Raw genomic sequence first — 12,756 nt, forward strand, 5'->3', positions numbered from 1 at the left:
CAGCGCGGTACCACGGTGGTGACTGAAGCGGTCAACGTAATGCGAGATCTGTCGCGGCACATGCAGGCTGCCGGTGAGGGCATCGAGGCACTGAACGAGCAGTCGCAGGTGATCGGTACCATCGTTAAAACCATCAGCGGCATTGCCGAACAGACCAACCTGCTGGCGCTCAACGCTGCCATCGAAGCGGCCCGTGCCGGCGAGCAGGGCCGAGGCTTTGCGGTGGTGGCCGACGAAGTGCGACAACTGGCCTCGCGCACCAGTCAGGCGACCGAAGAGATCGTCACTGTGGTGCGGCAGAACCAGGAAATGGCGCGCAACGCCGTGGCGCTGATGACCGACGGCAAGCTTCAGGCCGAACAAGGGCTGGCGCTGGCGGCCGAGGCGGGCACGGTGATCGTCGAGATTCAGGACGGTGCGCAGAAAGTCGTGAATGCCGTCGGCCAGTTCGCCAATCAACTCTCCCACTGACCTGCACCCAACCCCTGTAGGAGCTGTCGAGTGAAACGAGGCTGCGATCTTTTGATCTTGATTCCGAGGATCAACATCAAGATCAAATGATCGCAGCGTGCCGCAGCTCCTACAGAGTTTTCACCTGCCTGTATTTCGATGCTGGCGCTACAATCTGCTCCTTTTCCCCGGAGCAGATTCCCATGAGCGATTCCCACCGCCGCCCGGTGCCCCTGAACAAAGCCTACCGTTTGCTCAACCACGGGCCGACCGTTCTGGTCAGCGCCGCCCACGACGGTCAGCGCAACATCATGGCTGCCGCTTGGGCCATGCCGCTGGATTTCGAGCCACCGAACGTTGCCGTCGTCCTCGACAAATCGACCTGGACCCGCCAGTTACTCGAAGCGTCCGGCACCTTCGTGCTCAATGTACCTTGCGTCAATCAGGCCGACATCGTGCAAACCGTCGGCAATACGTCGGGCTTGGAAATCAGCCAAACCCAAGGGCAAGACAAGTTTCAGGCGTACGGCTTGCAGACGTTTACCGGCGAACAAGTCGAAGCACCTTTGCTCGACGGCTGTGTGGCCTGGCTCGAATGCCGTTTGCTCCCGGAGCCGCGCAATCACGAGCAATACGATCTGTTCCTCGCCGAAGTCATCGCCGCCCATGCCGATGAGCGTGTGTTCAGCGACGGACGCTGGCATTTCGAAGGGCACGATGGCTTGCGCACCTTGCACCACGTGGCGGGCGGGCATTTCCTGAAGATTGGTGACGCGGTGGATGGCAAGACGTTAGCGGTTTGAATACGGCTGATGGCAAAACATTACCGGATGTTGCAAGGTGGAGAGCATCGTCAAACCTATCAGGCGCATGCCCCATGGATCTTTCCTTTTCAAGTTATCTGGCGCCGCTGCTGTCGTTGGCCCTGTTGTGGACAGTCGCGGTGGTCACGCCCGGTCCGAACTTCTTCAACATCGCGCAACTCGCGGTCAGCCGTTCCCGCCGTCATGGCGTGGTCGCGGCGCTGGGCGTAGCCAGCGGAACCGTGTTGTGGGGGCTGGCGGGGGGCTTGGGCATTCAGTCGCTGTTCAGTGCCGCGCCGACGCTGTACCTGAGCTTCAAGATTGCCGGCGGCTGTTACCTGATCTACCTCGGGCTCAAGCAGTTCAAGCGCAAGGCGCCGATCGTCGCGGGTACGCTGGATGACTCGCAGCAAACGTTGCTCGGCGCTTATGGCCGCGGCTTTCTGGGCAACATGACCAATCCCAAATCCGCCCTGTTCGTCGCGACAATCTTCGCCACCGCCATGCCGGCTCACATCCCGCCACTGTTGCTGGCGCTGGCGGTGCTGACCATGGCGACGCTGTCGTTCAGTTGGTATTGCTGCGTAGCGCTGTTCTTCGCCAGTCGCCGGATTGCTGGTGTGTATGAGCGTTCGCGGCAATGGCTGGATCGCTTGGCCGGTGGTTGTTATTTGCTGTTTGGGGTGCATCTGCTGGCTAATCGCTGAGCCGACTGATCTTCCAAGTTAAATCAGTTGCATGAAAAAAGGCCTACCTCGCGGTAAGCCTTTTTTGTTTGCGTTCTAGCCTCAATCCCCCAACGCTTCGCCTTCACGCCGTGGATCCGCGCCACCTTCCAGCGACGCTTTCCCCTGCGCATCCTTGACCCGCACGATGGCCTGGGTGCCGCTGGTCATGTCGATTTCATTCACTGCGTGCCCTTTGTCTTTCAGTGCCTGAATCAGCGTCGGGCTGAACTGGCCTTGTTCCAGTTCGGTGGGGCCGTTGCGGCTGCCGAAGTTGGGCAGGCTGATGGCGCTTTGCGGGTCGAGGTTCCAGTCGAGCAGGCCGACGGTGGTTTTCGCCACGTATTCGATGATTTGCGAACCGCCGGGCGAGCCGACGGTGGCGACGAATTCGCCGCTGTGGCGATCAAAGATCAACGTCGGCGCCATCGACGAGCGCGGGCGTTTTAAGGGTTCGACGCGGTTGGCGACTTTCTGGCCGTTCTCTTCGGGGATGAACGAGAAGTCGGTCATCTGGTTGTTCAGCAGAAAGCCCTGAACCATCAGGTGCGAACCGAACGCGGCCTCGATGGTGGTGGTCATCGACACGGCGCCGCCGAGGTCATCCACCGCGACCACTTGCGAGGTGGAGATGCGCAGCGGCGAGCGGTCCGGGGCGTAGGCAACCTGCACACCCGGTGGCGTGCCTGGTTTGGCGCTGCCCATGCTGCGTTCGCCGATCAGGCTGGCGCGGCTGGCGAGGTAACCGGGATCGACCAGGCCTTTGACCGGCACCGGCACGAAGTCGGTGTCGGCGACGTATTGCGCACGGTCGGCGTAGGCCAGACGTTCGGCCTCGGCGATCAAATGCACAGCCTCTGGCGCCGGTTCGATGCCAGCCGGTTTGTCGGTTTTCACTGGTTTGAGCGGCGTCAGGGAAAGGCGTGGATCGCGGGTTTCCAGCGCCTGCAACGTACCAAGAATCTGCGCCACGGCGATCCCGCCCGACGACGGCGGCGGCATGCCGCAGACCTGCCAGCGCTTGTAATCGGTGCACAGCGGCGCGCGTTCCTTGGCCTGATAGCGCTGCAGATCGTTCAGCGACAGGCTGCCGGGGTTGGCGTGGCCCTGCACCTTGGCGACGATTTCTTCGGCGATCGGGCCTTTGTACAACGCGTCCGGGCCCTCGTTGGCGATGCGTTTGAGCACGGCGGCCAGCGCCGGGTTTTGCAGGCGCGTGCCGACGGCTTTGACGCTGCCATCGGCATTGAGGAAGTACCTGGCCATATCAGGCGACTTGCGGATGACTGGATCTGATTCCAGCAGCGAGTGCAGACGCGCAGAGATCGCAAAGCCTTGCTCGGACAGTTTGATTGCCGGTTCGAACAGCTTCGCCCACGGCAGGCGACCGTGTTGTTTATGTGCCATTTCCAGCGCGCGCAACACGCCCGGTGTACCGACCGAACGACCGCCGATCTGTGCTTGCGGGAACGACATCGGTTGGCCATCGGCGCGCAAGAACAGTTTCTCGGTCGCGCCGGCCGGTGCGGTTTCGCGACCGTCATACGTGCGCACCTGTTTACCGTCCCACAACACGATCATCGCGCCGCCACCGATCCCGGAAGACTGCGGCTCAACCAAGGTCAGCACCGCTTGCATCGCAATCGCCGCATCAATCGCCGAACCGCCCTGACGCAGCATCTCGCGACCAGCCTCGGCCGCCAGTGGATTGGCAGCGGCGGCCATGTGTTTACTGGCGTGACGGGTTTGCAGATCGGTGCGGTAACCGGAAGCAGCTTCAGGTGCCAGCGGCAAAGTCGAGGAGGGCGGGGCGTTGCACGCGGTGAGGGTCAGGGCGCTGATGATCAGCGTCAGGGCAGGCAGGCGAAAGCGGCTCAAGGGCAAGGCTGAAAACACGCGGGCTCTCCGTCCGTGGGATAAAAGTCTCGGGGACTTTATCGACCGCTCGGTCGCGACGCAAACCGGTGGGCATTTTTGTCTTTCTTTTCGGGGCGGATGTTCGCTAGGGTCAACCGCAATCGATCTACCGCACACGTCCCCTTGTAGGCCTTCGCCTGCTCGCGATAGCGTCATCACATTCAACATCATTGCTGACTGAACCACCGCTATCGCGAGCAGGCTCACTCCTACAATTACAAGATCAACAAGAGGCTGATATGCACAGCGAGTTCCCCACCGAATCCAGCTACCGCGACCAACGCGAACAGTTCATCGCCGCCGCTAACGCCGCCGGTGCCACGCTCACCTCGTACGCCCATCCACGCAGCGGCCCCTTTGGCGAACCCCTGAGCACCGACGTCGCCGTGCTCGGCGATCCACAGGCCAAACGCCGACTGGTAGCGCTCAGCGGTACGCACGGCGTCGAGGGCTATTACGGCTCGGATTGTCAGATCGATTGGCTGAAGGCATTCGTACCGGGCTCGCTGCCCAAGGATGTCGCGGTGGTGATGGTGCACCTGATCAACCCATGGGGCACGGCATGGTTACGCCGGGTCAACGAAGACAACATCGACCTCAACCGCAATCACCTCGACTTCACCGGGCCGCTACCGGATAACCGCGCGTACGCCGCACTGCATGAGATCTACGCCTGCACCGATTTGCACGGCCCCGAGCGCCAACGCGCCGATGCCTTGCTCGATGCGCAGATCAACGAACACGGCTGGCCAGCGGTGATGTCGATTGTCGAGGGTGGTCAACACAGCCATCCCGACGGACTGTTTTACGGTGGCCGTGCGCCGAGCTGGTCGAATCGCACCTTGCACCAAATCATCGAAACGCATCTGGCTGGCGCTGAAACCGTGATGTGTTTTGACCTGCACACCGGCGCTGGCGAGTACGGTCATCCGATGTTGCTGACCATCACCCAGGCGCCTTACCCGGCTCTCGCGCAGGCCCAGGCAATTTATGGCCCATGGCTTTACACCCTGCACACCGGCGCCGACACCTTGAGCGAAACCGGCGTGGCAGCGACGGCTACGGGGTACACCTCGCAGGCGTTGCTCAAGGCCTTGCCGGACGTGCAGTTGATGCCGTTCGTGATCGAATGCGGGACGTATCCGGGGCCGGATGTGCATCGGCATTTGCGTGATGACCATTGGTTGCATTTGCATGGCGATCCGCTAGATGCGGTAGGACGTGAAATCAAACTGAATCTGCTGGAGCAGTTCTATCCGGCCGATCCGGACTGGCGGGCGATGGTCGGGTTGCGCACTCGGCAGATCTGGGCGAAAGGGTTGGCGGCGCTGACAGGCTGAAAACCAGATGAGGGGAGAAATCCCCCATCACGAAATCGCACTTTTCTCGAGGCATAAAAAAACGGCCTACCTTTCGGTAAGCCGTTTTTAGTACTTGGTGGTACACAGGCAATTGAACTGGACGCCTAACCTACTGTATTTATTTAATATTTATAAGTGGCGATATTCAAGGGATACACTAGGGGATACACAGCGCCGTCTGCTGGGCTGTTTTTGGTTTGTTCGCCGTCGTCCAGGATTAACCATTGAAGCTGCTCTCTTGTAGCCGATGAACGGTACCCCCGCTTCGATCCGGCGCCACTGAAGCGCTACCCCGGGAAGGGGGAGTGGCCGCGGCTACCTGCCCTCCCATTTCGGTAGGGCAGTTGCTGATAACTTCCCGGCGCCTCTCACAGCCGCATTTCCCTGATGAGCTTCTGCGGGTCTGCGCCTTGCCTGAGCGCTTGTAGCGCGTCCTTGGTCAGTTGATCGAGCGCCTGCTCCTCGAATGTAGCCGCCATGGCGCTGGCCTTCCTGATGATCAGCAGCGCCAGCTCGGCGGGGATCTTCACTTTCTCGGTTGGCAGGTATCGCAATCGATCACAGACACGGCGCAGTCCTCGTGCTCGCGGAATGCTGGCGTTGGAGCGGATCGGCGCCAGCGATGATCTGCCGATGTTATCAGTGCGCAATCGAACTACCGAGAAATCCTTGGTAGTTTCTTGTCGCCTGCTCCGGCCTGCTGTCAGGAGCCAAGGCGTCCGCAAGATATTAGACAGGCCAGCAGCGCGTCGGCACGCCGTCCCCGCCGGAAGCCGCGCACCACGCACATGCCCGGCTCCTCACTGGTATTTTGCCGACCTGAATCCGTCTAGGGCCTGTCTAGTATTTGTTGGTGTGCTAAGTACTTTTTCGATCAGACAACACATTGGATGTTTCCTGCGGCGGGATGCAATTTCCCAATGCAAATTATCCCGTCAGATTCATATACTCCCTGAGTCGAAAAGCCTCTACAGATGGGCAGAAAAAAAACTATGGCGACCGTCTACGTATTCGAAGATAAAAACAGGACCTTTGGTGCTTTTTGGGAGAACGATGAGGGGGCGCCATTCATGTTCCTACCTCATTACTCTCGCGTGGCTACAGAAATGTCCAAACTCCATGGGTTTTCAGTTACAGCCCGTCACAACCCAGATTTGTATGACGTCAAATTTCCAGAGTTACACAACCTTGCAAAGTGGAATTTCGCGGCAAATGGAATAGACGTTGATTTATCTTTAGTTTCGGAACTCATCACTCCGATGGGCTGTTTTCATCCAAGAGTCTGGCGGGGCATCCCCAAGTCACCCGGCTTTGGCGGCTATGAAGGTGTCGCGCCTTCACCGCTGATTTACTCCTCACGCAAGCAAGCAACGGTAGCCGCAACCAGTCTTTTCAGCGGCTTGGTCGAGCTCTTTAGGTATGTGGAACCGAGTAGCACAAACGATCATTGCTTCGGGCACCGCGCCCGAGAACTACTGATTCTCGCTTGTACTGAAGTCGAATCTCACTGGAAGAGCGTATTGCTACAGAATATGCAGAAACCGCCCGCAAGCCCCAACCTTGGCACGAAAGATTACATAAAGCTTGCCCCAGTTCTGCGTCTTAAAGAATGGCGTGTGACGTTAAAGGATTACTTTGGATACAGATTCATCGCGCCTTTTGAAAGTTGGGATATAGCCAAGCCTTCTCAAAGTCTTGAATGGTATTCCGCCTACAACGCCGTCAAGCACGATCGAGAGGGAAAATTTGAACAGGCTCAGATTCAATTTGTCATCGACGCAATGGCCGCGGTTCATGTAATGCTCGCAGCCCAGTGGGGGCCTGAGATCCACACTAATTCATTCATGGGTGGCTTTTCGCCGTTTCATATAATCTCTATGCCGACGTTTGCTCCAAATGAGCAATATGTATGCCCGTCGGTGCAAGATGGGATTGTATTGAACCAAGAAATTCCCTTCGGTATTTGAAGCATGCCACTGTCGGCAGTTGTTGGTTTTAATCATCATAATCCTTCAGTGTCTACTTCCTAATGGTTGTCACACTGAGGATTTACCTGACCCGGTATTTCACCACCTCATCCCGCCAGCGTAGGCCTGGTTTTTGATCAAGCAGTTACCTTGACGGCCGCCTCTCGAATTTTAGACAGGGCTGGTGCTGGTCAAACAGCCCGAATGCTCGCAAAGCCTTGATCTGCGTTGCTTTCAGGGCTCCTGATCGCTGATGGCTCCGGATAAGTCCGTCAAGACCTGTCAAGAATTTCGTCAAGGCTCCGTCAAGGGGGGTCAAGGATTTGGGCGTCTCCTGCGCTGAAACAGCCCTATCCGTTCTGGACGACTCGGCTATTCCCTTCAGCCCTCCGCGTTGAATCGGCCTTGATGGCCGTAGCGCCCCCCCCGCCACCTACTCAAATGCGGCCGGTAAATCCATCCAGAGCCTGTCCAGAATCTGTCTGGGGTCTGTCATGGGTATGAGACGGCAAAGCCCGACTCTTTGACGCCACGCGCGCGGAATAAGCCTCAGACGGTTGCGCTGCGCGGATTTCGTCTCACGCCTGTCTCACATTCCTTCAAAGCGTGGTCAAAGTATTCGAAGTCAATCAAACACTCGGGACCGGCCAGCGAACCGCTCAAGCGGTACGGGGATAGAAATTCACCAGGAGCCTGTATTCAGGGAAGAAAGCAGCGTAAAACCCTTCCGTTAGAACGAGCTTGGCAGTCACTTCCGCCGCGTCTGTGTAGCCAGCTTTTTTGAGCTCTGGCATCACCTCGCCGGTAATTTCAACCAGTCGACGCTCCAAGCATTCAAGGCGATCATGCTCGATGTCCATTTGGATAACTGAGAATACGTTGTGCCCTGACGCTACTGTGCCGCCGCCCAAAGGGCCGTATGTTGTCTCATCCTCGGTAAGGAAAAATGCGTTCATGTGTACTTTCCGTAACGCAGCTCGCTCCTCGTCGGTGAGCCTTTCCCCCTTTACGCCTTGTATGACCCAACGGGCAACTGACTCCGGCCAGTTGCGATGAACAGTTTCCACGATTTCGCTGTTCGTCCACGAATGATGGTCGTAAATATCAATCGCATAAAAGTACTCATCAGTGATTCTGGCGAAGAGCAACGGGCCTGCTCTTTCGACAAAACCGTTTTTGATCTGAGTTCCAAGGTGTAAGTGGTAAACCCCCCAGTCGTTCAGCATCAGATCTGTTTTTGTCGTTTTTTCGATAAGCTTGCTCAGGTGCGGGGTTAGATCTTGACCATCTTTCACTTTTTGCTGAATTAGGTCCCAGCCAGCCTGGTGTTCTTCGGGGCACTTGAAGGTATCCGATACTAGTAGCGTCCTAGCCCTCGCGGATATTCTTCTCTGTGCTGCGTTGAAGTAATGAACGGGGACGTCTGTAGTAAGTCCTGTCGTGTCCATCCCCCATTCCTTGCTCATGATCTCCTTGAGTGTGTCGTGCCAGTCTGCCTTGAAGTCCATGATCAATTTCATAGAGGCGCCCTCCAATTTGCGCATATTAATCCTACGCGCCCGTCGGCTTTTGTGAAGGGCCTCCAAGCTCGTCGCGCCTCCTCCGTGGGTTTGATAGGCAACAGGCCAGGTTTCCAGCAGAAACCACGGTTTATGGTCGAAACCTCAGTGGAAACCTTCGACGACCACAACTCTAGATAGCGGGGATGCCTGGATGTCAGCCAGGGGTTTTACGACTTTGTCGCGAAAGGTCGGCATGGGCACGGCGGTTCGCGCGCAATGGTGGTTGCGAACCATGTGCGAACTTGCTGGCGGCTGCCGGTGCCATATGCGTACCAGGCTGCGTAACAATCCAGTTCGCTGCCACAGGAAACGCATTCCATGCGTGAAGATGACACGTGAAGGGTGCGTGAAACTAGCCTGTGTGAGGACGCCTCGCATTTTCCAAAGCGCCCACACTGTTCAATGCTTTCTCAGATCACTTTAGAAACCTAATGCACGTCATTTATGGTCAAAGAGACCGGCGTACTTCGCCCACAGAGCGCTGAACACAGCCCAGTCTGTAGCTCCACTATTGACGGTAAAGCGAAGGGTTGTTCCTTCTAAAGGTGGTCCGTCCATAGTCAAAACGGAATTAGCCAGTGAGTAGAATGATTCGAGCTTTTCGTCAGTGGCGTCTGTAGGCGTCGGATATCGAGCTGCCCAGACAAGCATGCCTTCATAGAACTTGAGTAGGTTTCTCTCTTGCTCCCCTATCGATACCCTCAAAAGGCGGTTGAGCTTTTCAAAGGAATGAGTCTTGAAATCCTTCGGTTCGACCCTTCGTTGTATCAGAACCGCCTTCATCATGACCTCGAGGGCAAGGCCGCATAGCATGTGGTAAACGTGATAACAGGCAATTCCCATGTCGAAGCTCGATCCTAGCCCGAGTTCTTCGGCGATTAGAGTTCTGTTGTCTCCCATGGAATGCCACACCGCCCCTGCGCTTGCGTGTAGATCTGATGACCGATTGAACCAGTGATTGGGATGACTATTCATCTCGGTTAGAGATGGGCGGCCAGCTAGCCATGCTTCAGCATCAAAATCTTCGTCCGTTCCTGACATTTTGTGTTCCTTCGGGTCAGTTTGATTTGGCAAGTCCAAGGGAGGAAAGTTAAACGAGTTCATGCGCCCATTTGTAACTGCTGTACAGAAATGGTCGACTGTCCTCTTTTGTTGTCTCCACAACTCGCAGGCGCACCTTCGTGCCTACCGGATAATTTCTGATCTCTCTAGAGCACTCGATCTTCATGTTTTGGGAAAAGGACTGTCCGCTTGCTGGTCGAACACCATTCTTCCGCCGGGCGGGGTCATAGAAAACTTCCGCGATGATTAAAACGTATTCCTCAGGGTCGTGCCTGCGCTCCCAAATCATGGTCGCTCCTTGATCCACCGTATCTGTCGAGACATGAGTGAAGGCCGGCCAATCCGTGCCGTCAAATCTTAGTAATCTGATTCGAGTTAGACGTTGGGGTTGGCTGATGAACTTTTCATGGATCAGAGCTATTCAGTCGTTACGGCCGCTCAGTACCAGAATGGTCACTGGTGGTGGTCACTGCGCGTGGTCACCACTCAAGGAAATCCGCGCCGGCTCGGATTGGCAGATCGATTGGCTGAAAACCTTCGAACCCGGTTCGCTGCCCAAGGATGTCGCGGTGGTGATGGTGCACCTGATCAACCCATGGGGCACGGCGTGGTTGCGCCGGGTTAACGAAGACAACATCGACCTCAACCGTAATCATCTGGATTTCACGGTGCCGTTGCCGGATAACCGCGCTTACGCCGCACTGCATGAAATCTACGCCTGCACCGATTTGCACGGCCCCGAGCGCCAACGCGCGGATGCCTTGCTCGATGCGCAGATCAACGAACACGGCTGGCCGGCGGTGAGCCTGTTGTACGGCGGCCGCGCGCCGAGCTGGTCGAATCGCACCTTGCATCAAATCATCAATGAGCATCTGACAGCCGCTGAGACCGTGATGTGCTTCGACCTACACACCGGCGCTGGCGATACCGCCATCCGATGTTGCTGACCATCACCCAGGCGCCTTACCCGGCACTCGCGCAGGCCCAGGCGATTTATGGTCCATGGCTTTACACCCTGCACACCGGCGCCGAAACCTTGAGCGAAACCGGAGTGGCTGCGACGGCTACCGGGTACACCTCCCAAGCGTTGCTCAATGCTTTACCGGACGTGCAGTTGACGCCGTTCGTGATCGAGTGCGGGACGTATCCGGGGCCGGATGTGCATCGGCATTTGCGCGATGACCATTGGCTGCATCTGCATGGTGATCCGCTGGATGCGACGGGGAGGGCGATCAAGTTGAATCTGCTCGAGCAGTTCTATCCAGCCGATCCGGATTGGCGCGCAATGGTCGGTTTGCGCACGCGGCAAATCTGGGCGAAAGGGTTGTCGGCGTTGGAAAACTGGTCGCAGTAAATCATCAGTGTCCTTGCTGTCAGCACTTTCCTCCAGGCACAAAAAACGGCTCACTTTGCGGTAAGCCGTTTTTTTGTATTTGTGCTGTGCGATCTACTTCATACCTGGATCGAACCCGTTTCCTACAGTGTTTTTTCAACCAGATCGCTCGGTACCGATTCAGTCGAATGAAAAGGCATTTCGCGCCTGTAGTACTTCGCTTCAGCTTGGCGGTTGCTCGACATTTCTCCTACAGATTTTTCAGGTCGACAACTTACGCACCGCTGGCTGAGGATATTTTCTGTTGTTTTTTCCAGGATGGATTTCAGATGAAAAGGATGAGTCCGTTGCCAATCAACTCTATTTTCAGTCGGCCATTGTCATGAGTATTTCCAATGAGGATCGCGATTTTCTGGTGGCGATGGGCAGTCGCATTGCGCACTTACGCACAGTGCACGAGATCACACAGACTCGGTTTGCACGGGCTTTAGGTCTTTCCCGGCAAACCTTTCAGGGCTATGAGGAGGGCACCCGCAGCATGCCGGTCACGACACTGGTGAAGATGGCGTTTGCGCTTCGCGTGCCTGTTGAAGATCTGCTCGGGGTTCCCTCGTACACGGAGACGCCCAGACGCAGCTTGACCTCGACGTGGTATCGACGGCTGCAGTCCATCAATGAGCTTTCGAAGGTCCAGCAGAAGGTTATTGCGCAGATGCTCGACGCACTGATCGCACAGGCAGCGACCAAAGCGAGCGACGAAGAAAAAGAAATTTGAAGTAACCCAAAGAACGCGGAACCAAGGTGCGCGAACACCCTGGCCCCGCTAACCACAAGCAGCTAAACAGGAGCTAATAACAGGAGCTAATCATGGCTAACACCAATCATACGTCATCAACCCCCATCACTGAACGCAGGTTGAAAATCGCCGCTGATTTTTACCCGGTTCACACCAAGGAAAAAACCTACAGCCCCGCCAAACCGGTGCCCTGGATCAGGCTTCGCGGACTGTGGTTGAGGCAAGCGGGATTCGAGGTGAACGAGAACGTCAAAGTGCGTGTGATGAAAGGGTGTCTGGTGATTACAGCGGAATAGATGATTCGTCCGAGTAAAGCCGCAACGCTATTTGCATAGAAAAAACGCCGCTAATCCTCAAGGGATAGCGGCGTTCTTTCTCAAATAGCGCTTTTGATTATCTTGAATTTTATGGCGGGCGAGGCCTGTAATATCTGGCTAAAAGCCTGGTTGTGAGGAAGGCATTATCTTGAATTTGATATTGGCTTATGTGAAAAAAGGCGAAGTGCAAACTGTAAGCACTGATCCAATCGAAAGGGCTAAAGATAGGCCTTCTGTAGGTGGGGAACCGGAGGGGGGATTATTGCAGGCATAAAAAAACGGCCTACCTTTCGGTAAGCCGTTTTTAGTACTTGGTGGCTACACAGGGACTTGAACCCCGGACCCCAGCATTATGAATGCTATGCTCTAACCAACTGAGCTATGTAGCCAAGTGGCGCGCATTATTCCCCTGAAATGGAAAAGCGTCAAGCGTAAATTTAAAATATTTCTTCTTATTTTCAAC

General features: G+C 56.2%; 10 protein-coding genes, 1 tRNA gene and 2 pseudogenes. 8 read left to right on the forward strand and 5 right to left on the reverse strand.

Translation table 11 applies throughout. From position 1 onward, the window contains the following. Positions 1 to 33: 33 nt before the first annotated feature. From ACM6JQ_RS08530 to ACM6JQ_RS08540, 3 genes and pseudogenes are all read left to right on the forward strand, one after another. A pseudogene (locus ACM6JQ_RS08530) lies at positions 34 to 471 on the forward strand (methyl-accepting chemotaxis protein); the annotation flags it as partial. A gap of 182 nt (positions 472 to 653) precedes the next feature. Next, complete coding sequence (locus ACM6JQ_RS08535; protein WP_414893558.1) at positions 654 to 1,253, forward strand: flavin reductase family protein; 600 nt, start codon at positions 654 to 656, stop codon at positions 1,251 to 1,253. A 74-nt stretch (positions 1,254 to 1,327) separates the two neighbouring features. Next, on the forward strand, positions 1,328 to 1,960 hold the full coding sequence (locus ACM6JQ_RS08540) for a LysE family translocator (RefSeq protein ID WP_414893559.1): 633 nt from the start codon (positions 1,328 to 1,330) through the stop codon (positions 1,958 to 1,960). Between the two features lie 81 nt (positions 1,961 to 2,041). Here ACM6JQ_RS08540 and ggt read toward each other — a convergent pair whose 3' ends face one another. Next, positions 2,042 to 3,874, reverse strand: coding sequence for a gamma-glutamyltransferase (gene ggt / locus ACM6JQ_RS08545; protein WP_414893560.1), 1,833 nt, complete (start codon positions 3,872 to 3,874; stop codon positions 2,042 to 2,044). Positions 3,875 to 4,134: 260 nt separating this feature from the next. Here ggt and ACM6JQ_RS08550 point away from each other — a divergent pair, with 260 nt between their 5' ends. Further along, positions 4,135 to 5,235 carry a DUF2817 domain-containing protein gene (locus tag ACM6JQ_RS08550; protein WP_414893561.1) on the forward strand — a complete coding sequence of 367 codons (1,101 nt, stop codon included), beginning with the start codon at positions 4,135 to 4,137 and terminating at the stop codon, positions 5,233 to 5,235. 389 nt (positions 5,236 to 5,624) lie between these two features. Here ACM6JQ_RS08550 and ACM6JQ_RS08555 read toward each other — a convergent pair whose 3' ends face one another. Beyond that, on the reverse strand, positions 5,625 to 5,906 hold the full coding sequence (locus ACM6JQ_RS08555; protein WP_414893562.1) for a hypothetical protein: 282 nt from the start codon (positions 5,904 to 5,906) through the stop codon (positions 5,625 to 5,627). Between the two features lie 342 nt (positions 5,907 to 6,248). On the opposite strand from ACM6JQ_RS08555, the gene ACM6JQ_RS08560 reads away from it, so the two are divergent. After that, positions 6,249 to 7,223 (forward strand): hypothetical protein, encoded by a 975-nt coding sequence (locus ACM6JQ_RS08560; RefSeq protein ID WP_414893563.1) that lies wholly within the window; start codon positions 6,249 to 6,251, stop codon positions 7,221 to 7,223. A gap of 659 nt (positions 7,224 to 7,882) precedes the next feature. Here ACM6JQ_RS08560 and ACM6JQ_RS08565 read toward each other — a convergent pair. Then, positions 7,883 to 8,743 carry a hypothetical protein gene (locus ACM6JQ_RS08565; protein WP_414893564.1) on the reverse strand — a complete coding sequence of 287 codons (861 nt, stop codon included), beginning with the start codon at positions 8,741 to 8,743 and terminating at the stop codon, positions 7,883 to 7,885. A 480-nt stretch (positions 8,744 to 9,223) separates the two neighbouring features. Beyond that, positions 9,224 to 9,826 carry a hypothetical protein gene (locus tag ACM6JQ_RS08570; RefSeq protein WP_414893565.1) on the reverse strand — a complete coding sequence of 201 codons (603 nt, stop codon included), beginning with the start codon at positions 9,824 to 9,826 and terminating at the stop codon, positions 9,224 to 9,226. A gap of 524 nt (positions 9,827 to 10,350) precedes the next feature. Between ACM6JQ_RS08570 and ACM6JQ_RS08575 the strand changes: the two are divergent. The 3 genes and pseudogenes from ACM6JQ_RS08575 to ACM6JQ_RS08585 form a co-directional block, all read left to right on the forward strand. Beyond that, a pseudogene (locus tag ACM6JQ_RS08575) lies at positions 10,351 to 11,201 on the forward strand (DUF2817 domain-containing protein); the annotation flags it as partial. A 283-nt stretch (positions 11,202 to 11,484) separates the two neighbouring features. Next, positions 11,485 to 11,955 carry a helix-turn-helix domain-containing protein gene (locus ACM6JQ_RS08580; protein ID WP_414893566.1) on the forward strand — a complete coding sequence of 157 codons (471 nt, stop codon included), beginning with the start codon at positions 11,485 to 11,487 and terminating at the stop codon, positions 11,953 to 11,955. Positions 11,956 to 12,047: 92 nt separating this feature from the next. Further along, positions 12,048 to 12,272: a SymE family type I addiction module toxin gene (locus tag ACM6JQ_RS08585; protein WP_150776205.1), complete on the forward strand. Its 225-nt coding sequence runs from the start codon at positions 12,048 to 12,050 to the stop codon at positions 12,270 to 12,272. 333 nt (positions 12,273 to 12,605) lie between these two features. Here ACM6JQ_RS08585 and ACM6JQ_RS08590 read toward each other — a convergent pair. Then, positions 12,606 to 12,682 (reverse strand) — tRNA-Met (locus tag ACM6JQ_RS08590). Positions 12,683 to 12,756: the final 74 nt, after the last annotated feature.

Origin of the sequence: Pseudomonas sp. IT-232MI5 (assembly GCF_949767845.1) — a bacterium.
Lineage (GTDB): Bacteria > Pseudomonadota > Gammaproteobacteria > Pseudomonadales > Pseudomonadaceae > Aquipseudomonas.

Bases quoted from the DNA above. Each gene is read 5' to 3' on its own strand.
- ACM6JQ_RS08570 (WP_414893565.1), bottom strand. From the start codon at position 9,826: ATGTCAGGAACGGACGAAGATTTTGATGCTGAAGCATGGCTAGCTGGC.
- ACM6JQ_RS08535 (WP_414893558.1), top strand. From the start codon at position 654: ATGAGCGATTCCCACCGCCGCCCGGTGCCCCTGAACAAAGCCTACCGT.
- ACM6JQ_RS08585 (WP_150776205.1), top strand. From the start codon at position 12,048: ATGGCTAACACCAATCATACGTCATCAACCCCCATCACTGAACGCAGG.
- ACM6JQ_RS08540 (WP_414893559.1), top strand. From the start codon at position 1,328: ATGGATCTTTCCTTTTCAAGTTATCTGGCGCCGCTGCTGTCGTTGGCC.
- ACM6JQ_RS08560 (WP_414893563.1), top strand. From the start codon at position 6,249: ATGGCGACCGTCTACGTATTCGAAGATAAAAACAGGACCTTTGGTGCT.
- ACM6JQ_RS08550 (WP_414893561.1), top strand. From the start codon at position 4,135: ATGCACAGCGAGTTCCCCACCGAATCCAGCTACCGCGACCAACGCGAA.
- ACM6JQ_RS08565 (WP_414893564.1), bottom strand. From the start codon at position 8,743: ATGAAATTGATCATGGACTTCAAGGCAGACTGGCACGACACACTCAAG.